Annotated in this window: 18 protein-coding genes; 14 read left to right on the top strand and 4 right to left on the bottom strand. The window is 57.2% G+C overall.

Annotated features, from left to right (window positions below):
• Positions 1-10 precede the first annotated feature (10 nt).
• The 10 genes from argF (at position 11) to I6N98_RS02815 (ending at position 12,308) form a co-directional block, all read left to right on the top strand.
• Complete coding sequence (argF, locus tag I6N98_RS02860) at positions 11-925, top strand: ornithine carbamoyltransferase (protein WP_198570307.1); 915 nt, start codon at positions 11-13, stop codon at positions 923-925.
• Positions 926-1,264: 339 nt separating this feature from the next.
• The gene (locus I6N98_RS02855; protein WP_198570306.1) at positions 1,265-2,344 is read left to right on the top strand and encodes an ABC transporter ATP-binding protein; all 1,080 of its coding nucleotides are present in this window, start codon (positions 1,265-1,267) and stop codon (positions 2,342-2,344) included.
• A 405-nt stretch (positions 2,345-2,749) separates the two neighbouring features.
• Positions 2,750-5,632, top strand: a complete 2,883-nt coding sequence (locus tag I6N98_RS02850; RefSeq protein ID WP_198571517.1) for a ribonucleoside-diphosphate reductase subunit alpha — start codon at positions 2,750-2,752, stop codon at positions 5,630-5,632.
• Between the two features lie 138 nt (positions 5,633-5,770).
• A complete protein-coding gene (locus tag I6N98_RS02845; protein ID WP_198570305.1) occupies positions 5,771-7,120 on the top strand; it encodes a ribonucleotide-diphosphate reductase subunit beta in 1,350 nt (449 codons plus the stop codon).
• A gap of 79 nt (positions 7,121-7,199) precedes the next feature.
• Complete coding sequence (locus tag I6N98_RS02840) at positions 7,200-8,849, top strand: P-loop ATPase, Sll1717 family (RefSeq protein ID WP_198570304.1); 1,650 nt, start codon at positions 7,200-7,202, stop codon at positions 8,847-8,849.
• Between the two features lie 235 nt (positions 8,850-9,084).
• Entirely contained in the window at positions 9,085-9,384 is a 300-nt protein-coding gene (gene tnpA / locus I6N98_RS02835) for an IS66 family insertion sequence element accessory protein TnpA (RefSeq protein WP_198569507.1), read from the top strand.
• The gene (gene tnpB / locus I6N98_RS02830; RefSeq protein WP_232787526.1) at positions 9,384-9,740 is read left to right on the top strand and encodes an IS66 family insertion sequence element accessory protein TnpB; all 357 of its coding nucleotides are present in this window, start codon (positions 9,384-9,386) and stop codon (positions 9,738-9,740) included. Before tnpA ends, tnpB begins: the two co-directional genes overlap by 1 nt.
• Before the next feature lie 25 nt (positions 9,741-9,765).
• The gene (gene tnpC / locus I6N98_RS02825; protein ID WP_198569505.1) at positions 9,766-11,316 is read left to right on the top strand and encodes an IS66 family transposase; all 1,551 of its coding nucleotides are present in this window, start codon (positions 9,766-9,768) and stop codon (positions 11,314-11,316) included.
• A complete protein-coding gene (locus I6N98_RS02820; RefSeq protein ID WP_232787388.1) occupies positions 11,313-11,636 on the top strand; it encodes a hypothetical protein in 324 nt (107 codons plus the stop codon). The genes tnpC and I6N98_RS02820 overlap by 4 nt, the downstream gene beginning before the upstream one ends.
• Before the next feature lie 156 nt (positions 11,637-11,792).
• Entirely contained in the window at positions 11,793-12,308 is a 516-nt protein-coding gene (locus I6N98_RS02815; RefSeq protein WP_420496977.1) for an FMN-binding negative transcriptional regulator, read from the top strand.
• Positions 12,309-12,451: 143 nt separating this feature from the next.
• Here I6N98_RS02815 and I6N98_RS02810 read toward each other — a convergent pair whose 3' ends face one another.
• Positions 12,452-13,303, bottom strand: coding sequence for an MOSC domain-containing protein (locus I6N98_RS02810; protein WP_198570302.1), 852 nt, complete (start codon positions 13,301-13,303; stop codon positions 12,452-12,454).
• A 192-nt stretch (positions 13,304-13,495) separates the two neighbouring features.
• Between I6N98_RS02810 and I6N98_RS02805 the strand changes: the two genes are divergently transcribed.
• On the top strand, positions 13,496-14,635 hold the full coding sequence (locus I6N98_RS02805) for a zinc-binding dehydrogenase (RefSeq protein ID WP_198570301.1): 1,140 nt from the start codon (positions 13,496-13,498) through the stop codon (positions 14,633-14,635).
• Between the two features lie 34 nt (positions 14,636-14,669).
• Here I6N98_RS02805 and mltF read toward each other — a convergent pair whose 3' ends face one another.
• Complete coding sequence (gene mltF, locus I6N98_RS02800) at positions 14,670-16,040, bottom strand: membrane-bound lytic murein transglycosylase MltF (protein ID WP_198570300.1); 1,371 nt, start codon at positions 16,038-16,040, stop codon at positions 14,670-14,672.
• Between the two features lie 268 nt (positions 16,041-16,308).
• On the opposite strand from mltF, the gene I6N98_RS02795 reads away from it, so the two are divergent.
• Positions 16,309-17,598: a GGDEF domain-containing response regulator gene (locus I6N98_RS02795; RefSeq protein WP_198570299.1), complete on the top strand. Its 1,290-nt coding sequence runs from the start codon at positions 16,309-16,311 to the stop codon at positions 17,596-17,598.
• Here I6N98_RS02795 and I6N98_RS02790 read toward each other — a convergent pair.
• The gene (locus I6N98_RS02790; RefSeq protein ID WP_198570298.1) at positions 17,565-18,797 is read right to left on the bottom strand and encodes an NADH:flavin oxidoreductase/NADH oxidase family protein; all 1,233 of its coding nucleotides are present in this window, start codon (positions 18,795-18,797) and stop codon (positions 17,565-17,567) included. The two genes, I6N98_RS02795 and I6N98_RS02790, sit on opposite strands and share 34 nt — an antisense overlap.
• 206 nt (positions 18,798-19,003) lie before the next feature.
• Here I6N98_RS02790 and I6N98_RS02785 point away from each other — a divergent pair, with 206 nt between their 5' ends.
• Positions 19,004-19,468, top strand: a complete 465-nt coding sequence (locus I6N98_RS02785; protein ID WP_198570297.1) for a MerR family transcriptional regulator — start codon at positions 19,004-19,006, stop codon at positions 19,466-19,468.
• Positions 19,469-19,518: 50 nt separating this feature from the next.
• Here I6N98_RS02785 and I6N98_RS02780 read toward each other — a convergent pair whose 3' ends face one another.
• On the bottom strand, positions 19,519-20,547 hold the full coding sequence (locus I6N98_RS02780; RefSeq protein ID WP_198570296.1) for a hypothetical protein: 1,029 nt from the start codon (positions 20,545-20,547) through the stop codon (positions 19,519-19,521).
• Between the two features lie 278 nt (positions 20,548-20,825).
• Between I6N98_RS02780 and dbpA the strand changes: the two genes are divergently transcribed.
• Positions 20,826-22,211 carry an ATP-dependent RNA helicase DbpA gene (gene dbpA, locus I6N98_RS02775; RefSeq protein WP_198570295.1) on the top strand — a complete coding sequence of 462 codons (1,386 nt, stop codon included), beginning with the start codon at positions 20,826-20,828 and terminating at the stop codon, positions 22,209-22,211.
• Positions 22,212-22,214: the final 3 nt, after the last annotated feature.

Below are 22,214 nucleotides of genomic sequence, written 5' to 3'. Positions count from 1 at the left end.
GTAGTGCCCCATGGCCTTGAGACATTTTTTAACCCTCAACGACCTATCCCCTGAGGAGCTGGATCAGCTGATCCAGCGCGCCATTGAACTCAAGGCCGAACAAAAAGCCCGCAAGCCCAGCGTGCAGTTCCCCAACTACGTACTGGGAATGATCTTTGAGAAGGCCTCAACCCGGACCCGCATCTCCTTTGAAGCGGGTATCGCACAGCTGGGCGGGCACGCTATTTTCCTGTCGCCACGGGATACTCAACTGGGCCGTGGCGAGCCCATTGAAGACAGCGCCCGGGTCATCTCCTCGGTGTGCGACATCGTCATGATCCGCACCTTTGAACACAGCATTATCGAGCGTTTTGCCCAGTATTCCAGCGTGCCGGTAATCAACGCCCTCACCGACGACTACCACCCCTGCCAGCTGCTGGCCGACATTCAGACTTTTGTCGAGCACCGGGGCAGCATCAAGGGCAAGCAGGTGGCCTGGATTGGCGACGGCAACAATATGTGCCAGTCCTACATTAATGCCGCTGTGCAGTTTGATTTTAATCTCAAGGTGGCCTGCCCCGAAGGCTTCGAACCCCGGGCCGACCTGCTGGCTGCCGCCGGCGACCGGGTCGAGGTAGTGCGGGAGCCGGCAGACGCCGCCAAGGGCTCCGACCTGCTGGTCACCGACGTGTGGGCCTCCATGGGCCAGGAAGAAGAGAAACAGGAACGCCGCCGCAAACTGGCCGGTTACCAAATCAATCGGGAACTGCTCGACAAGGCCAACCCCGACGCCCTGGTGATGCACTGCCTGCCCGCCAAGCGCGGCGAGGAAATCAGTGCCGAGCTGATGGAAGATCCCAAGTCAGTGATTTGGGACGAAGCTGAAAACCGCCTTCACGCTCAAAAAGCGCTGATGGAATTCTTACTCAACCACGCCGCCTCGTAGGGCGGGCATTGAGTTACATGCCCACCGCGACCCTGCAAGAAAACACCCCCGCAACTGTGGGTAAATCCACGGCGGACAAAAACACCCTGTCCGCCCTACCCCACAACCCGCGTGTAGGTTGGGTTGATAAACCCAACAACCCAGGCTCTGCAAAACCCACAACCGTTGGGTTTCATGCTTCAACCCAACCTACGCCCGTAGGGCGGACATCGCTTTGCATGTCCGCCACGACCATGCGTAAACCCACCACCGCAATGATGGGTGGATAACGGCGGACATATAATGCGATGTCCGCCCTACGGATAATCAGGCAATCAAAACAAGGTAAAGAGAAGGCTTTTGCTCAACGTCGATAACATTCAATGCCGCTACGATGACGCCCCTGTGGTACAGGATATTTCCTTCCACGTTAACGACGGCGATATCGCCTGCCTGCTGGGCCCCAGCGGCTGTGGCAAGACCACGGTACTGCGGGCCATTGCCGGCTTTCAGTCGGTCTCTGCTGGCCAGATCACCATCGACGACCGCTGCCTGAGCCGCCCCGGCTTCAACCTGGAGCCCGAAGAGCGCCACGTGGGCATGGTGTTTCAGGACTACGCCCTCTTCCCTCACCTCAGCGTCTACGACAATATCCGCTTTGGCCTGCGTAAGCACAGCCGCGATCAGCAGCGTAAAACCGTAGCCAAAATGCTGGATCTGGTGCGCCTGACCGGGGTGGAAAAGCGCTACCCCCACGAACTCTCCGGCGGCCAGCAACAGCGGGTGGCACTGGCCCGGGCCCTGGCCCCCAGCCCCGCCCTGCTATTGATGGACGAGCCCTTCTCCAACCTGGACACCGAGCTGCGCCGCCAGCTCAGCCTGGAAGTGCGGGACATCCTCAAGGAGTTTGGCATCAGCGCCATTCTGGTCACCCACGATCAACAAGAGGCCTTTGCCTTTAGCGACCAGGTGGGCCTGCTCTACAACGGCCAGTTTCAGCAGTGGGACACCCCCTTCAACCTCTATCATGAGCCGGCCAACCGCACCGTGGCCACCTTTATTGGTGAGGGCAGTTTTTTACCCGGCATCACCGGTCACGAAACCAATATCGTACACACCGAGCTGGGCGCACTGATCGGCAACCGCGCCTACCCCTGGTCGGCGGATACCCCGGTGGATGTACTACTGCGCCCCGACGATGTGGTGCTGACCCAGCACGGTGGCCTCCACGCCACCGTGGAAAAAAAGGTCTTCACCGGCGGTGCCACCGTCTACACCCTGCGTCTGCCCAGCGGTAATCGGGTGTCGGCGCTGCTGCCCAGCCACCAGGATTTTGCCCTGGGCGAGAGCCTGCAAGTCGGCACCCAGCTGGATCATTTGATCGCCTTTCAGCGGCACGACATAGCACCAGGTTCCGCAACCGACAAAGCGGATTTATAAACACGGTTTGTTATAAAAAATCCGTCTAGCGCGATGTCATCGCCCTGTCGTCGCAGCCAAATAGGCTGTAAGCCCCGTCATGCGGGGCCTCAGTTTTTTCGGTGGATTTATTCCCCGGTCGCTAACAAGTTACCCACAAGTCATCCACAGCTCACTCACAAGCTATAGTGCTTGCGTCTCTACCAAAACCGCATTATCTTGTAGTCGTTGTCGAAAAAGACCCCATATATGGGGCTCGCACAACTCACTGCCCCAAGTCAAACGCCGATTTTCCCCAAGCTACAGGCTGCCGCGCCTGTCAGTGCGGGCGAGGCCAAGCGCTCGCAATGGTCGCCGGGGCAGCGCGACGACAACACCACCGCCTTTTACAACGCTGCCGCACAAAATTACAGGGCCAGAAAAATCATGCAGACCACCACACAAAGCACCACCAGCTCCGAGTCGCTCCCGCCCCAGTCGCCCCAGGGTGAAGAGCTTGCCGCTACCGCCCCCGGGCAGTTGCGGGTCATCAAACGCAACGGATCGGTGGTGCCCTACACCGACGACAAAATCAGTGTGGCCATCACCAAAGCCTTTTTGGCGGTGGAAGGGGGCAACGCTGCCGCCTCTACCCGTATCCACGAGACCGTGGCGCAATTGACCGACCAGGTTACCGCCACCTTTAAGCGCCGTATGCCCTCCGGCGGCACCATCCACATTGAAGAAATTCAGGACCAGGTCGAACTGGCGCTGATGCGCAGTGGCGAACACAAGATCGCCCGCAGCTACGTGCTGTATCGCGCCGCCCGGGCCGAAGAGCGGGCCGCCCGCACCCCGGAAGGCGAAAAGACTCACCCCAGCATCCGGGTGCGCAAGGCCGACGGCAGCGAGACCCCACTGGACCTGGGCCGCCTGGAGTTCATTATCAACGAGGCCTGCGAAGGCCTGGCCGACGTCTCTGCCGAGGCGGTACTGGAAGAAGCCCTGAAGAACCTCTACGACGGCGTTCACGAGACCGAGGTCAACACCTCGCTGGTGATCACCGCCCGGGCCATGGTAGAGAAAGAACACAACTACAGCCTGGTCACCGCCCGCCTGCTGCTGGACAAACTCCGCGCCGAGGCCCTCAACTTCCTGGGCGTGGCCGAAAGTGCCACCCAGCACGACATGACCGTGTACTACCCCAAGGCGCTGCCGGTTTACATCGAGAAAGGCATTGAGCTGGAGCTGATCTCACCGGAGCTGCGGGACTTTAACCTGGCCGAGCTGGGCGCCGCCCTCAAGCCCGAGCGGGACCACCAGTTCCACTACCTGGGCCTGCAAACCCTCTACGACCGCTACTTTATTCACAGCAACGAAGTGCGCATCGAGCTGCCGCAGATCTTCTTTATGCGGGTGGCCATGGGTCTGGCGAGCCGGGAAGAGAACAAAACCGAGCGCGCCATCGAGTTCTACGACCTGCTCAGTTCCTTTGACTACATGAGCTCCACACCGACCCTGTTCAACGCCGGCACCCTGCGCCCGCAGCTGTCCAGCTGTTACCTGACCACCGTGCCCGACGACCTGCACGGCATCTACGGCGCCATTCAGGACAACGCCATGCTGTCCAAATTTGCCGGCGGCCTGGGCAACGACTGGACCCCGGTACGGGCCCTGGGCGCCTACATCAAAGGCACCAACGGCAAGTCACAAGGTGTAGTGCCCTTCCTGAAAGTGGTTAACGACACCGCCGTGGCAGTGAACCAAGGCGGCAAGCGCAAGGGGGCGGTCTGCGCCTACCTGGAAACCTGGCACCTGGACATTGAGGAGTTTCTGGAGCTGCGCAAAAACACCGGCGACGATCGCCGCCGCACCCACGACATGAACACCGCCAACTGGATTCCCGATCTGTTTATGAAGCGGGTCTTCCAGGACGGCGAGTGGACGCTGTTCTCTCCCAACACCGTGCCCGATCTGCACGACCTGTACGGCCAGGCCTTTGAGGAGCGCTACGAGCACTACGAAGCCCAAACCCGCAGCGGCGAGCTGAAGCTGTTCAAGCGCGTGAAGGCCGCTGACCTGTGGCGCAAGATTCTGTCCATGCTGTTTGAAACAGGCCACCCCTGGATCACCTTTAAAGATCCCTGCAACCTGCGCAGCCCGCAACAACACGCCGGGGTGGTGCACTCCTCTAACCTGTGTACCGAAATCACCCTCAACACCAACAAAGAGGAAGTGGCGGTCTGTAACCTGGGCTCAGTCAACCTGGCCCAGCACATGGTGCCCCAGGCCGACGGCAGCGCCCAGCTGGATATGGCCAAGCTGGAGAAGACCGTTAAAACCGCCGTACGCATGTTGGACAACGTGATCGACATCAACTACTACAGCGTGCCCCAGGCGGAGAACTCCAACTTCAAGCACCGCCCTGTTGGTTTGGGTTTGATGGGCTTCCAGGATGCCCTGTATCGCCAGCACATCCCCTACTCCTCCGATGCCGCAGTAGAATTCGCCGACCGCTCCATGGAGGCGATCAGCTACTACGCCATCAAGGCCTCCAGCGACCTGGCGGCCGAGCGCGGCAAGTACCAGACTTACGACGGCTCGCTTTGGAGCAAAGGCATTCTGCCCATCGACTCCATCCAGTTGCTTAAAGAGCAGCGCGGCGCCGACTACCTGGAGATCGACGAAGGCACCACCCTGGACTGGGACAGCCTGCGCAATACCGTTAAAACTCAGGGCATGCGCAACTCCAACGTGATGGCCATCGCCCCTACAGCGACCATTGCCAACATCACCGGTGTGTCGCAATCCATCGAGCCCACGTATCAAAATCTGTACGTGAAATCGAACCTCTCCGGCGAGTTCACCGTGGTCAACCCCTACCTGGTCAAAGACCTCAAAGCCCGGGGCCTGTGGGACGCGGTGATGGTCAACGACCTGAAATACTACGAGGGCTCGGTGCAAAAGATCGACCGCATCCCCGACGACCTCAAAGCGCTGTACTCCACCGCCTTTGAAGTGGAGCCCCGCTGGTTGGTAGATGCCGCCAGCCGCCGCCAGAAGTGGATCGATCAGGCCCAGTCCCTGAACCTCTACATCGCCGGCGTATCGGGTAAGAAGCTGGACATCACCTACCGCATGGCGTGGTTCCGGGGTCTGAAGACCACCTACTACCTCCGTGCGCTGGCCGCGTCCACCACTGAGAAGTCCACCGTAAACCAGGGCAACCTCAACAAGGTCTCTTCAGGCACCCCTGCCGCCGAGCCCCAGGCTGCCCCAGTCCCCGCTGCATGCTCATTGGATGATCCAGACTGTGAAGCCTGCCAGTAAAACCTTTAAGAAAAGACGGGAGCTGTCGCAGCGGCGGCGCTCCCAGGTCTACAACCATATTCAGGCGGAGCTCGATACCGCCCAAACCCGACATACTCTGAAATCGCGCAAACCGATAAAACGGACGAGGTGACAACAATGCTGAGCTGGGATGATTTTGATAGCGACGAGCCCATCGCACCGGTAAAACCCCAAACCGAGAAAGCCCCTCAAGAGACCGCCGCCCAACCTGCACCACAGGTCAGCGAGCCGGCGCCAGGCTACGAGTCTGCCCCTGAGGCCCCTGCTCCCGCGCCCACAGCAGCGGCTCCACAAGCGGAGCCAGAAGCCGCCAAGCCCAGCCCCGCGGTGGCCAGCCAAACGCCGCCGGAGTCGGTCACTGCCGCCGAGAGCCAATCGGTACGGGAAAAGGCCCAGCAATCCCTGGACAACCTCGACGTCGCCGCCGGCCTGGAAGAGCTGGAGATGGGCGCCGCCCGCCTCAAGGTGGAAGACAAACGCATCATCAACTGCCACCTCGATCTCAACCAACTGGTGCCCTTCAAATATGACTGGGCCTGGCAGAAATACCTGGACGGCTGCGCCAACCACTGGATGCCCCAGGAAGTGAACATGACCGCCGACATCGCCTGCTGGAAAAGCGCCGATGCCCTGAGCGACGACGAGCGCCGCATTGTAATGCGCTCACTGGGTTACTTCTCCACCGCCGACTCCCTGGTGGCCAACAACCTGGTGCTGGCGGTATACCGCCACATCACCAACCCCGAGTGCCGCCAGTACCTGCTGCGCCAAGCCTTTGAAGAAGCCATCCACACCCACGCCTACCAGTACTGTGTAGAGTCACTGGGCATGGACGAAGGCGAAGTCTTCAACATGTACCGGGAGCTGCCCTCCATCGCCAAAAAGGCCGCCTGGAGCCTCAAGCACACCCAGGCATTGGGCGACCCCAACTTCAAAACCGGCACCCCCGAAGCGGACCAGGAACTGCTGCGCAACCTGATCGGCTTCTACGCGGTCACCGAAGGCATCTTCTTCTACTGTGGCTTTACCCAGATTCTCAGCATGGGCCGCCGCAACAAAATGACCGGCGTTGCCGAGCAGTTCCAATACATCCTCCGGGATGAGTCCATGCACTTGAACTTCGGCATCGACATGATCAACCAGATCAAACTGGAAAACCCCCACCTGTGGACCGCCCAGTTCCAGGAAGAGGTCACTCAGATGATCGTCGAAGGCATGCAGCTGGAAATCGAATACGCCAAAGACTCCATGCCCCGAGGCGTACTGGGCATGAACGCGGCCATGATGGAAGAGTACCTGCAGTTCATCGCCAACCGCCGCCTCAACCAACTGGGCCTGAAAGAACAATTCCCCAACGCGCAAAACCCCTTCCCGTGGATGAGCGAGATTATGGATTTGCGTAAGGAGAAAAACTTCTTTGAGACTCGAGTGATTGAGTATCAGACGGGTGGGGCGTTGAGCTGGTAGAGGAAAGCCACCGCTCTTAACAACCGAAAAAGAGGGGCCGCCTAATCAAAGCCCCTCTCACCTATTCACACGGTACGGAATGCCAAAGATAGCGAAACAAGACTTTATCTTCAGAAAGCACATGTCCGTCGGAGAAGCGGATGCAGAAAACGATTCTTCGTTTTTAGAGCACTGCTTCATAGATAATGGTGACTACGACTTGCTTGTAGATACCACGTCACCACAATCTGTCGTTCTCGGACGAACCGGCGTTGGAAAAAGCGCCTTACTTGAACAGCTCGAAAAAAAATGTGAGCGCGTCATTCGGATTGAACCAGAAGAGCTAGCACTCAGGCACGTTTCCAACTCTACAATACTAAGCTTTTTCGAAGAGCTCGGAGTAAACCTAGACATTTTTTATAACCTTTTATGGCAACACACCTTTTCAGTAGAGCTTATAAAACATAAATACAACATCAACTCTCAAACAGCTAAAACAAATTTTATCGAGAACATAACCGCCCTAATCTCTGGAAACCACAAGAAACAGCAAGCACTAAATTACATAGAAGAATGGGGCGATAAATTTTGGTCGGACACAGAATCAAGAATCCGAGAATTCACAGAAAAGCTAGAAACAAACCTCCGGGCGGAGATTGACACAAACGTCCCCGGCATAAGCTTGTCGTCTGGCGCAGCACACGCTTTATCAGAAGAACAAAAATTTGAAGTAATTCATTATGGAAAGAAAGTTGTTAGCAAAGTTCAGATTGAGAAACTTTCCAAAATAGTCAACTTACTAGCAGAAGATATCTTTACTGACCCACAGAAGAAAACCTATATAGTAATTGACCGCCTCGACGAAAACTGGGTTGAGGACAACCTGAGATACAAATTAATTAGGGCCTTAATAGAAACCATTAGGAAATTCAGAAACATATCAACTGTAAAGATAATAATAACTCTGAGAACTGACCTGCTTGAACGAGTGCTTGAAAAGACAAAAGACTCCGGGTTTCAAAGAGAGAAATATAACAGTCTTTTTTTGCACATAAGCTGGAAGAAAGACCAACTAGAAGCACTCTTAGACCAAAGAATAGACCAGCTACTAAAACACAAATATACGAGTAGCGACGTCAAATTTTCCGACATATTCCCAGCAAAAATAGAGAAATCATCTTCTCTTGACTACGTCCTAGATCGCACTCTACTTAGACCCCGGGACGCAATCATATTCGTAAATGAATGCCTCAAAGAGGCCGAGGGCAAGACGGAAATAACAAACTCAATCATCAAGTTAGCGGAGAAGACTTATTCTGTCTCAAGAGCCGAAGCCCTACAGTACGAGTGGCAAGTCGAGCATCCAACTCTAAACCTCTACATAGATACCTTACACCAAAGAAAATCCAGCTTTCGCTCTAGCACAATAACCGACCAGGAACTCGACGCACTAGTTTTAGAGCTCGTAGACATACCTCTTGAACATGCAGACGCTGCAGTAAGAAACGCACACAGCTATATGACATCCTCTTACCCGCACTCGCTGTCCTACCTATCCCAACTGAGGCAAAACTTAATTTTCACATTATATAAAATTGGAGCTGTTGGAGTAAAAATAGATGGAACAAGCACAGTTAAATGGATTAATGACCGCACACAGGACCTAACACCAAAAAAGATACAATCAACATCTATTGTATATATCCACAAAATACTATGGAGAGCACTAGCCATCGACAAGCGGAGCTAAATTAGCGAACCACGCCGCTCCACTCATGGCCATTCTTGATTTTATATTCACTACAAATGAACTATCAACTTCACCCCCCTAGACTAAGCTATAACTCAAGTCTTTTAACAGACACGCCAAAATCCCCACCCCACCTTTAAATTATCCTGGCCATTTGTAAGCGCTCAATAAACCCCATCTAAATTTTCTGCCGCGACTTGGCTACGCTCCGGATTTTCCTGACCTGGAGCATCCTATGAGCACTGAACCTACCTCATCCAAAGAGCAATTCTGGCAAGCGCACTTCATCGCCTGGGAAGCCAGCGGCCTGTCTCAGATCGAGTATTGCAAACAGCATGACCTCAAGCCGTCGAACTTCGCCTACTGGCGCACACGGGCTAATAAAAAGCGCCGGAAGTTCATGCCACTGTCGCCCCCGGTGACAAGCGATCGCTTGGTGCTCGGTTTACCCCATGGCATACGCCTCGAGTTGCCCGCTCACGCACTGGCCGAATTGCTGCCAACCGTGCTCCGGGCGTTGCGGGAGTCAGCGTGATGCTTCGCCCGTCGCCGAGCGTTCAGGTCTATTTGTACCTGGAGCCCGTAGACATGCGCAAGTCCATTGATGGGCTGGCCCTGCTCGTTGAGAGTGAACTGGCGCTCTCCCCGATGTCAGAAGCGCTGTTCGTCTTCTGCAATCGGGGACGAGACAAGATCAAAATGCTGTACTGGGAGCGCAATGGCTTTGTGCTCTGGTACAAGCGCCTTGAGAAGCAGCGTTTCCGCTGGCCACGGGAATCAGCCTTCTTGTATGAGCAGCGCGATGGCCGCGATTTGAATTATCTGCTCGACGGCTTTGATATCTGGGCCCAGCGGCCCCATCAAACCCTGCATTTTGACTCGGTATCCTGAGCTCCCTCCAGTATAATAGGGCGCTATGACAGCGCCTTCTCCACAGTCCCTGCCTGACGATATCGATGCACTGAAGACTCTGCTTCTGAAGAAGGAGCAGCGCATCCACCTGCTTGAAGAACAGATTCGCTTGTTCAAGCAAAAGCGCTTTGGGTCGAGCAGTGAGAAGAGCGACCAGCAGGCTGAGTTATTTAACGAGGCCGAGTTGATCGACATGATGGAGTCGGCGTCGGAAGCCGAAGCGCTTGAGTCGGCAGCGCCAGCTCAGCGAGAAGCGGCTCCCCGTAAAGCCAAGCCCGGCCGCAAGCCGCTTCCGGCAGACCTGCCCCGCATTCGCATTGAACATGACCTGCCCGACGCCGACAAAGTCTGCACCTGTGGTTGTGTGCGTGACTGTATTGGCGAAGACACCAGCGAACAGCTGGACATCATTCCGGCCAAGGTTCAGGTACTGGTGAACGTTCGTAAAAAGTATGCCTGCAAACAGTGCGAAGGCAACGTCAGTACTGCACCACTGCCGCCGCAGCCGATTCCCAAGAGCAAGGCCAGCCCGGGCTTGCTGGCCCACATCGCTGTTGCCAAATACCAGGATGCACTGCCGCTGTACCGGCAGGAGGGTATTCTCGGGCGCAGCGATATCGATCTCCCCCGCCATACCTTAGCGCTGTGGATGGTCAAGGCGGGCCAGTTGGCACAGCCGCTGATCAATCTGTTGCAGGATCACTTGTTAAGCTATCCGGTACTGCGGTGCGATGAAACCACCGTGCAGGTGTTGAAGGAGCCGGGTAAGGAGGCTCAGAGCCACTCCTATATGTGGGTGCGGGTCGGCGGGCCGCCCACGCAAACCACTAAACTTTACCATTATGCTGACAGTCGCCGGGGAGAGGTGGCCCAGCAGCTGTTGATGGGCTACCAGGGCTATGTGCAGACCGATGACTATGCGGGGTACAACGGGGCCTGCGCCCAAGCGGGTATTACCCAGCTGGGCTGTTGGGCACATGCCCGCCGCAAGTTTGTGGAAGCGCAGAAGGCCGTCGGCAAGCAGAAGAAGGCAGGTAAGGTCGATATGGCGGTGAGCATGATCGCCAAGCTCTACGCGATCGAGAAGCGGGCAGAGACCCTGTCGCCGGAAGCGCGCTACACCCTGCGTCAGCAGGAGAGCGTTCCCCAGCTCCAAGCCATCCGCGTCTGGCTGGACAAAACCCTGCATACTACTCTGCCCAAAGGATTACTGGGCAAGGCTCTGAGCTATCTGGAGAAGAACTGGAGCAAACTGACCGTCTACACGCAGGACGGTCGGCTCGGCATAGACAATAATCCGGCAGAGAACGCGATCCGCCCCTTCGTGGTGGGGCGCAAGAACTGGCTGTTCAGCGCCTCGACCTCGGGCGCCACCGCCAGTGCGAACCTGTACAGTCTGATTGAAACGGCCAAGGCGAATGGCCTGGAACCCTTTGCTTACCTGAAGCGGGTGTTTACTGAATTGCCCCGAGCACAAGGCCTTGAAGACATCGAAGCGTTACTGCCATGGCAGATGCCTACAAAGGCTCCCGAGGTAGTGAAGGTGGCCTCATGAAACGGGTGATGAAAATCGACATCGATCATCTCGATGCCGACGAACTGATGGCGTTGAACCAGCGTATTGTTGAGCGCCTGAAGATGCTGGAATCGATGCACGCACACCAGTCGATGATGCAGTTCCACCCCGGCGCTCGGGTCAGCTTCAGCTCCCCGCAGGGCGACCGGGTCCTCGCGACCATTATGAAATTCAATCGCAAGACGGTAACCGTGGTGACGGACAGCGGGCAGCGCTGGAATGTCTCACCGCACCTGCTCTCGGCGGTCAAGGATGCCACGCCGTCGTCCGTGATCGATGGGCGATTAGAAAACGACTGAACGCAACGGTGGGGTTTGTTGAGCGCTTACGGCCATTTTACCAAACAACGTTTTTCATAAGCTTTGAAACTACCCCCCTAGCTTTATCTATACCTTCTGATTTCTCAGAAAATATAGAAATGCAAATATACTCGGCGACCTAAGCCTTTTGGGTAGTTGAAGTATGTACCGAGCCACTTCAAGGAAGACGATGGCAGCTTGGGGCAACTGGAGTGCCATGTAGCCAGAAACAACCCGGTCTGGCAGCGCCTGCAGGATGGCGCTCGGGTTCTTGCTGTTTTTCAAGAGCCCGATGCCTACATCTCACCTTCATGGTATAAAACCAAGGCGGAGACGGGACGGGTGGTGCCAACATGGAACTATTTGGCTGTGCATGCAGAAGGTCGCGCTCGGGTTATCGAAGACCCAAACTGGCTGAAACATCATCTACATCGGCTGACCGACCAACACGAATCAGACATGGACGCCCCCTGGTCCGTTGATGACGCGCCGAAGGAATTCATTGAACGCTTGGCGCAGGCTATTGTTGGTGTAGAGATCAATATAGAGAATCTGACAGGAAAACTGAAAGCGAGCCAAAACCAACCCGAAAAGAACCGTACTGGCGTTAAGGCAGGGCTGGAGGCCGAAGACGGCCCGCATAATCGTGCCATGGCGACCCTCATCAGCTGACTACGGGGAGTTCTTGGACGGTTTTCTCTACTACCGGATAGCCCCAAAGCCGGCAGGATTCATCAGGCATATCACCTAATGGCCATGCTTCTTTCGAGTGTTATAAAAATGCGGTGATTTTTTGTAATCGGATGAAAGCATCGTTACACAAGATACACTGCATCCCCCACGCGAATGCTTCCGGCTATCACATTGTTGCCATAGATGCCGAGGTTCTGGTCAGCTTTGGACACGATGCTGCGGAGTATGCTTCGGTCTTCTTCAATTCCCTGTTGTTTGCGTACCACTGCGCCGCAGCGAGGGGCGGTGTCGTGGCATTGAATCTCGGTACTGCCAATACGCAAAGTGCTACCAACCCAGTCCTGCTCGGCAAGCCCTGTGATACCGGGTTCGGTTTCGATCACGATATTGGGGCGAAAGCGTTCAACGTGCCAATCCGCCTCAGGGTTCAGTGAATGCATGTGTTTTAGACTCGCAGTGGTCAAAATATGCAGTGGAGAAACCAGGAAAAAGGTGCCAAGTTGGGACACGTACTCCTGCATTTCCTGGGGGAGATTATCGAGATCGGGCAGGGGCTCGCCCGGCTCCCGGGCAAAGGTGTTCTTTAGTTCGTCCAGCCAGTGCTCGTCGCCCTGTTTGTAGCGCCGGTAGAATGCTTCATTGGACGCCGGCTCAAGATGCCTGAGTTCGCTGGGGTGACCCACCAGCGTTGATATCAGCTCATTGGCTTCACTATCACCGCATTGGAGCCGTTCACCGCTAGGAAAGGTAATGTTGACGACCGTCATGTCTGGGCTGGCATAGCTGGCGCGGCACTGAAGCAACTGGGGACGAAACTTGCAGCTTTGAATTTCCTGCCGTTGAACGTCCCGGACGGCCCAGAGCCGATCACCCTCGATACCTCGCTCGTCCACCTCCGCCTCGGACATCATCGACCCGGCCATACCTTTCACCGGGTAGTGCCAGATAGATGCAATGTGACCAACCTTGTTCATAAACCTTGCTTGATTGATTGCTAAAACAGGCCATCGAATCTACGTTAGGCAATTGAGTGTATCTATACGTTAGGTGACGTAACGAAAAGGGTGATTGCCCTATCGACTTCCCCTCAACGTGGCAAACCCTTGACCCGCCACCCACATAAGCGCAGCCTCGCTACCAACGCCATTAAAAATAAAGAGGACCCCATGTCTAACTCACACCCCCAATCAGGCCTGGAACTCCGCTCCCTGGTCACCGACGACGGCCACCTAAAACTCTTCCTCCGCGAAGCCCCCGTCCCCGAACCGGGCGCCGACGAGGTGGTGGTCCAGATTGAAGCCACCCCCCTAAACCCCTCCGACCAGGCCACCTTGATCGCGCCAGCCGATGTCAGCACCGGCGAGACCACAGGCAGTGGTGTCGATACCGTCTACACCGCCAAAATTCGCCCTGGACTAGAGAACCGGGTTAAACCCCGGGTTGGCAAGCCGCTGGCGGCGGGCAATGAAGGCGCCGGCACGGTGGTTGCCGCGGGGCCCAGCGACGCCGCTCAGGCGCTGTTGGGCAAGACAGTGGCGGTGATGGATGGCTCGCTGTACTGCCAGTACCGCAAGGTACACATCAGCCAGTGTTTGCCTTTGAATGAGGGCACCACCGCTAAACAAGGCGCCTCCTGCTTTGTTAACCCCCTGACCGCACTGGGCTTTGTCGACACCATGCGCACCGAGGGCTTTAAGGCCATAGTGCACACCGCCGCGGCCTCTAATTTGGGGCAGATGCTTAACCGCATTTGCCTGAAAGACGGCATCGACCTGATCAATATCGTCCGCAAGCAGGAGCAGGTGGAGCTGCTGAAATCCCAAGGTGCCCGCTATGTGCTGGATTCCAGTGCCGAGGGTTTTGATGGTGAGTTGGCGGCGGCGATTGAGGCCACCCAGGCCTATGTGGCCTTTGACGCCATTGGCGGCGGCGAGCTGGGCAGCCGCATTATGACGGCAATGGAAAAGGCGGCTCTGAAGGGCACAGCTCTGCCCGGCCCCTATGGCTCGGATACCTTTAAGCAGTTGTATATTTACGGCAGCCTCGACCTGTCACCTACGGTGATTCACCGCAACTTCGGTTTTAGCTGGGGCATCAACAGCTGGCTGCTGATTCCTTATATGACCAAGGCCGGCGCAGAGAAAAGCGCCCAGTTGCGCCAGCGGGTCGCCGACGAACTCACCACCACCTTTGCCAGCCACTACAGCGACGAAATCTCGCTAATTGAAGCACTGCAGGCTGATGTGGTGGCCCAATACAGCCAGCAGGCTACCGGTAAAAAATACCTGATTACTCCGCAGCGTTAGCCAGCATTGCACAAAGGGCTGGCTGCGGCGTCGGTCAGTCCACTTTTTTCTCGATAATATCCTCATAGTTCCGAATCCGCTGCACATAGCGCACCGGCTCCATGCCCCGCGCGTAGCCGTAGCGCAGGTCTTTGTAGTAGCGCTTGTCGGAGAGCAGCGGCAGCACCTCTTGCATGTCTTCCCAGCTATGGGGGTCTTTGCCCAGCTTTCTGGCCAGGGTTTGGGCGTCGTGCATATGGGCGCGGCCCAGGTTGTAGGCCGCCAATGCCATATAGGTGCGGTCAGGCTCGGGGATTTCGTCGCTGAACCTGCTATGCATTTTCGATAAATACTCGGCGCCGGCGGGGATCGCCTGTCTGGGGTCGAGGCGATTGGTGACCCCCAAAGACTTAGCGGTATTTTGCGTCAGCATCATTATGCCCCGCACACCACTGGGGCTTTTGGCATCGGCCTCCCAGTGGGACTCCTGATAGGCCTGAGCGGCAAGCAGGGTGTGATCAAAGGGATGCTTGGCGGCGGCTTTCTCGAACAGGCTTTTGTACTTAGGCAGGCGTTTGTCGATGCGCTCTACCAGCGCCCGGGTGCCGACAAAGTCGAAGTCCTCGATAAAGCTGTAGTAGCGGTAGTGGACTCTATCCACCGCCGCCTTGCCGGCATCACTGGCCATCCAGCGGTCGACTTCAGCTTTTAGCTCGGACTGGTCTTTGGCCATCAGCCAGGCGTGATCCTTGGGGCTGCCCAGGTCGAACATCACGATCAGCTCTGGGAGAAAGCGGCGGTTGATGGCCACGATGTTGGAGTCTGCCACAGTGCAGTCCAACTTGCCCTCCCAGACCTTTTGCAGCAATGGCTCGGTGCCGGTATTGGGGTTGCTCTTCCAGGTGATTTCAGGATGGGTACTTTGTAGCGCGGTCAGGGATTCTTCGTAGCTGCTTTTTTGCGGCACTTCCAGCGAGACCTTGCCCAGCGCCGCCACGGACTTGGCGACATTGCCGCCCCGGCGACACACCACCTGCTCGTTGATGGTCTCGATGCGACGGCTAAAGGTGAATGCCGCTTTGCGCCCCTCGGTCTGGGTCAGCCCCGCCGCCGCCAGATCGCCTTTGCCCTGCGATACGCCGCTGAGAATATCGCCAACGGTATCCTGCACAATCAGCCGCAGCTCTACCCCCAGCGAGTCGGCAAAGGCCTTGACCAGCTCATACTCCGGCCCGGCGGGCTGGCCGTTTTTATCCAGAAAATAGGTGGTGGGGGCATTGCGGCTCAGCACCCGCAGCTCACCGGCGGCTTTAATGTCCGCCAGACTTCGAACCGACGTATCGCCGCTGCCGGCGGGGTCCTGGCCACAGGCCCCTAAACCCAAGAGTATCAACACGGCAGTCGCGAAATTAAGATAGGCTTTCACTTTGCTGTCCCCTCTTCTTTTGCTGTTTTCTTTTATCCTCTTGTATCCTCTTGTCGTTCTTCTACTGCCCAGCCGTCCGTTGCAGATCACCTGGCAGGCCTGGAGCCCCCTATTTGCGCCTTAAGCAACAAACAGGGCTGTCTATGACCGTATAGCTTCGCGCAGTCAGCCGCAACGTGTCATAAGGGCCAATACTGATCACACTGAACAAATCATCTCGTTAGAATCACAAAGATTATAAGATGTGCAAATTGGGGCGACCCGCAGGATGCCAAAGGTTTTAGTCGTAGAAGACAACCGCTCTCTGGCCAGCATGGCCAAGGCCATGATTGAGGATATTCCCGGTTTTGAGGTGGTCGTCACCGCCAATGGCACTGAAGCCCGCTCCCGAGCCCAAGAGGACCCCGAGGGCTTTTCCGTAGCGCTAGTGGACCTGAATCTGCCCGACGCTCCCAACGGCGAAATTGTGCCGGTGCTGCAATCGCTCTCCATCCCCGTCATCGTACTCACCGGCTACTTTGGCGAAGAGCTGCGCACCAAAATGGTGGATCTGGGCGTGGTGGACTATGTGCTGAAAAAGAATATCAGCGCCTATGAATATGTGGCCGGTCTGGTAAAGCGGGTCCACCTCAACCGCAACACCAAAGTGCTGGTGGTGGATGACTCGCCCTCGGTATTGTCGATGCTGACCCGCTACCTGAATATCCAGTGCCTGAAGGTGATCACCGCCACCAATGGCGCCGAGGCCCTGCAGCGCATTGGCGAACACCCCGACATCAAACTGGTGCTGACCGATTACAACATGCCGGTGATGGATGGCTTTGAGTTGATACTGCAACTACGGGCCCGCCAGCATAAGGATCAACTGGCGATTATTGGGCTGTCCAGCTCCGGCGAGGGGCGGCTGTCGGCGCACTTTCTTAAAAGCGGCGCCAATGACTTTATCAGCAAGCCTTTCAGTTACGAAGAACTGCTGTGCCGGGTGAACCAAAACCTCGACTACCTGGATCAGATCGCCGAAATCCGCGATGCCGCCAACCGGGACTACCTGACCAAACTGTATAACCGCCGGCATTTTTTCATTACCGGGCGCCCGCTGTTTCATCAGACCGTGTTCCAGCAGAAGCCGGTGGGGGTGGCCATGCTGGATATCGACTACTTCAAGCGCATCAACGACCAGTACGGCCACGATGCCGGCGACATTGCCCTGCGCCACCTCGCCGCCATGCTCAGCACCGAGTTCAGCGACAGCTTAGTGGCCCGCTTTGGCGGCGAGGAGTTCTGCCTGCTGATCTGCGACGACCCGGATACCACGCGGCATAAGCTGGATGCCTTTCGCGAGCGTGTATCGCAAAGCCCGGTCAGTCAGGATGGGCACCATTTCTCCTTTCAGGTGAGTATTGGCTATGCCAGCAGCGTCAGCGAGTCTCTGGACGCCCTGATCAGCGCCGCCGACGCCAATCTCTATCAAGCCAAAGAGCAGGGCCGCAACCGCGTGGTCAGCGATAGCGACGCCACTGAGTCTCAGGCGGCGTCGGCCTCAACTCGGCGCCGGTAGCGGCGGGTTTGGCGGGCATCTTTAAGCTGACTTTTCACCACTGCCCACAGCGGTGACACCCCTGGATTAACTCGCTTGCCGACACTGAGCTTGGCCAGTTGAAACTTCACCACCGCCATGTAGGCCAGCGATGCCAGCGCCTTGTTGCTCCAAGTGATGGGTTTGAGGGCCGGGGCGGTGTCTTTGCCGCTGCGCCAGTCATTGGGCAGATCGGGGGCAATGGCCAGCGCGGTGGCAATGCCCACCATGTCCACGCCACTGTCCACCACCTGCTCGGCCACCTGGCGACGGCGAATGCCACCGGTAATCATAATGGGCATAGCAGCCACCGCCTGAATATCTTTGGCGAACTCCAAAAAGTAGGCCTCCCGAGCCAAGGTGCGCTCGTCCCGGGAGCGGCCGTGCATGGCTGGCGCCTCGTAGCTGCCACCGGATAACTCCACCAGATCCACCGACAGGTTGTTGAGCATGCTCACCACCTGGCGGGCATCGTCAAGGCTGAAGCCGCCGCGCTGGAAGTCTGCCGAGTTGAGTTTAACCGCCACCGCAAAGCCGGGCGACACCACCGCCCGCACGCCTTTGACAATCTCCACCAGCAGGCGGGCGCGGTTCTCCAACGAGCCGCCCCAGGCGTCACTGCGTTGATTGGTCAATGGCGACAAGAACTGGCTGAGCAAATAGCCATGAGCAGCGTGGATCTCGACGCCGTTGAAGCCAGCCTGCTCCGCCAGCTCGGCGGTGCGCACAAAGCGGGCAATCACCTCGGCGATGTTGTCCGCCGTCATCGCTTTGGGGGTATCGAAGCGCTTGGACAGGTTACCCAAGTCCACCGGCACTGCCGACGGGGCCCAGGTCTCTTGCCCCAAATTGTTTTGCATCTGCCGGCCGGGATGGTTGATCTGCATCCAGATTTGACCGCCGCGAGAACGGCCAAGGGTGGCCCACTCCCGGAAGGCCTCCAGCTGGCTGTCGTCCTCCAACACTACGCCGCCGGGGCCGGTCATGGCGCGCCGGTCCACCATGACATTGCCGGTGATCAGCAAGCCGGCTCCGCCTTTGGCCCAGGCTTCGTAGAGAGTCAGCAGTGGCCGGGACGGCGCCATATCACCACCGGCCATGTTTTCCTCCATGGCGGCCTTTGCAATGCGGTTGGGCAGCAGGGCGCCATTGGGTAGCGTCAATGTGTCAAAGAGTGTCATCGCAATTATCCTCCAAAGCTGAGGCTTAACGATAAGATTAAAGTTAAGTTTAAGGTCAAGCTCTTTTGGCAGATTTTTCCGGTAGGCGGGATAGCGAGAGCCGACATTGACCTTAAACTTGGGTTTAAGCTTAGAATGCAGGATGCGGAACCGCTGTGCCTCATTTGCACCGCCATCTATTCCGCTAGACCAGGGAGACACCCGCTATGATGAAAATCGGAGAATTAGCTGAGCGCACCGGGCTGGCCGCGTCGCGGATACGCTTTTATGAGCGCATGGGCTTGCTGCAACTGGTAGAGCGTCAGGCCAATGGCTACCGGATGTATCCCCCCGAGGCGGTCCTGGTGCTCAATCTGATCAAGTCCGCCCAGGACGCTGGGTTTAGCCTCGACGAGCTGCGCACACTGATGCCGCCGGATCTCAGTCAATGGGAGCACGACACCCTGGACCAGGCGCTGCGGGATAAAGTCCGCAGTATTGAAGCCCTGCAGGCACAGTTAGAGCAAAGTAAGAAAACCATTCTCGATATCCTGGCCCAGATCGAGGCCAAACCCGACGACATGAGCTGCGCCAGCAACGCCCAGCGGGTGCTGTCCAACCTCGGTCTGGAGGGCGATGCTCCCATAACCGGCAAACAGCGTCCGGGGAAAACGGCGCGCCGCAAAGCCTGATCGCGGCGCCCTTGGTAGCTCGTTTTGTGGAAGGTGGGGGTGGGCCGGCGCTAGTGGCCGCCCTCTTCTCCCAGCAATGCCGCCAAGGGTTGGGGCGCATACAGGGCACTCTGAAACTCCGGCACGTACTCGTAGCGAATCATCTTGCCCAGCTTGAGAGACTGAATAAACTCAGACAGCTCACCACCCCCCAACTGCAAACTGACGTCCGCCGAATCGCTACTGCTGCCGTGGCGCAACTGTCGTGAGTCTGCATAGCCAAACTCTAGCTCGCCGTTGCTACCCAGGTTGGTAAAGCTGTTTCGAACCACGCTGTCCTCTGTAGAAACCGCGTCCAGCTTGGCCCCCTCTAACACCAATTCAGTGCCGCCTTCGCCGTCACCAATCTCAAAGCGCAACTCACTGCCTGTATCCTTATAATCAATGCGGGTTAGCCACTTGGGCAGGTTGTAGCCCACCACACCTCGCACCCGAGCCAACTCGGTATTCACCGGCAGCTTGAGCACATAGCCCCAAAAATCCTTACCCAGCGCCTGCCCAGCCAGGGTCAGGGGGCCCAGGTTGGTGCTACCTGGCTTATTGGTCACGATGGAGATTGCCAGCTCGTTGTAGCGGTCGTTGTCGCAGTGGTGGTAGGCATAGGCGGTCAGCACGATTAACCCTCGTCCCGGCCAGATTGACAGGGGTTGCACCCGCTCGAGAATCGCTTCGGGCATCAGCGCCCGCAGCCGGTCCAGGTCGGCGGTATAAATAACGCTGATCCGGCTATTGTCGTAATAGAAGTTGGGCGACCACGATGTAAAGCCGATATCGACCTCGGTCTTGGTCAAGGTGTTGAACCAGCTCAAATCGGTATCCGGAGCCTGCTGGGCGATCACCTCCAATGGCGGATTGGAGCGATAGCGGTGGTAGAGCCCACCCGTCACTACCGGCACATCGTGGCCGGCAATATCAATCACGGTGCTGGTTTTACCGGCACCGGGTTCATAATCGAGCAACGACTCGCGGCTGACCTCGTCATCGGCATAGGCCAGTTGTACAACAAAAGACAAAACGACTAACAGTGCGCGGATTGCCATAATCTTTAACCTCTGTTGCGGTGATGATTTAACAGTGGCGACAAGGCTAAGATTAAACCTCACTTTAAGGTCAAGACTTTGTTGTCATCGGACTGCCAGCACGCCATTGCCGATGATTGGGGCAGACTACCGCAGTTTTTACGAGCGTTAGCGGCCCAGGCTGGTAACATGGCGGCCCGTGAGAGGCAACGCCGATGTGTCACTCCGCTTGCCCAAGGATAGTGTTATGTACCACCCCGCCGATTACCCCTTCTCTGACGATGTATGGGGACAACGCCATGTCTGACAAGGCCTTTAGCTCCCTGCCCCTGCGCCCCGAGTTAATTGAGAATTTGCGCTCCCTGGACTACACCAGCACGACCCCCATCCAGGCCCAGAGCCTGCCGCTGGTGCTGGCCGGCCGGGATGTGATCGCCCAGGCCAAGACCGGCTCCGGCAAGACCGCAGCCTTTGGCCTGGGGCTGTTAAACCGATTGGATGTAAAACTGTTCCGGGTGCAGTCTCTGGTGCTGTGCCCTACCCGCGAGCTGGCCGATCAGGTGGCGGTGGAGATTCGCCGTCTGGCCCGGGCCATTCACAATATCAAGGTGCTGACCCTGTGCGGCGGCACTGCCTTTGGCCCGCAGTTGGGCTCTTTGGAACACGGCGCCCATATTATCGTCGGCACCCCCGGCCGGGTGGAGGAGCATCTGCGCAAGGGCTCGCTGAAGGCCAAACACATCAGCAGTTTTGTGTTGGACGAAGCCGACCGCATGCTGGATATGGGCTTTGAGGAGACCCTCAACAAAATCGTCGACTGGCTACCCGCCAAGCGACAGACACTATTGTTTAGTGCCACCTACCCCGATGCTATTGAGAGTATGGCCAAACGGGTACTGCGGGATCCGGCCATGGTCAAAGTGGATAGCAGCCACGACGAGCAGACGATTCCACAACATTTCTACCGGGTAGACAGCAACGAGCAACGGCGAGAGGCACTGCGGCTGCTGTTGCTGGAACAACAGCCCGAGTCTGCGGTGGTGTTTTGCAATACCCGCCAGGAAGTGAAAACCGTGGACGAGCAATTGCGGGGCTGGGGCTTTAGTGTACTGGCTCTGCATGGCGATTTGGAGCAGCGGGAACGGGACGAGATGCTGGTGCGCTTTGCCAACAAAAGCACCACCGTCTTAGTGGCCACCGACGTCGCTGCCCGGGGGCTGGATATCGACAAGGTGGCCCTGGTGGTGAATTACCAGGTGGCCCACGACCCCGAGGTGCATGTGCACCGGGTGGGTCGCACTGGCCGGGCCGGTAGCAGCGGGCTGGCGCTGACCCTGTTCAGCGACCGGGAAGCCCACAAACTGGCAGCGCTCAATGTGGATGTAGACCCCATCACCGACGCTCTGCCATTACCGGGCCGGGCCGCACTACAGAAGGAGCCTCCGACACCGCCGATGGTGACCTTTCAGATCGACGGTGGCAAAAAGCAGAAACTGCGCCCCGGAGATATCCTCGGCGCCCTTACCGGCGAGGGCGGTATCGATGGCAAGGCCGTGGGGAAGATTCAGATATTCGACAATCGCAGTTATCTGGCAGTGGCCCAAAAAGACGCCAAACGCGCATTTAAAAAGTTGTCCGAAGGAAAACTCAAGGGCCGGCGTTTTCGGCTGCGGCGGATTGCCTGAGCG

Origin of the sequence: Spongiibacter nanhainus, assembly GCF_016132545.1 — a bacterium.
Taxonomy (GTDB): domain Bacteria; phylum Pseudomonadota; class Gammaproteobacteria; order Pseudomonadales; family Spongiibacteraceae; genus Spongiibacter; species Spongiibacter nanhainus.
Note: the sequence above shows the minus strand (reverse complement) of the source record. Positions and strands in the feature narration are given on the sequence as shown.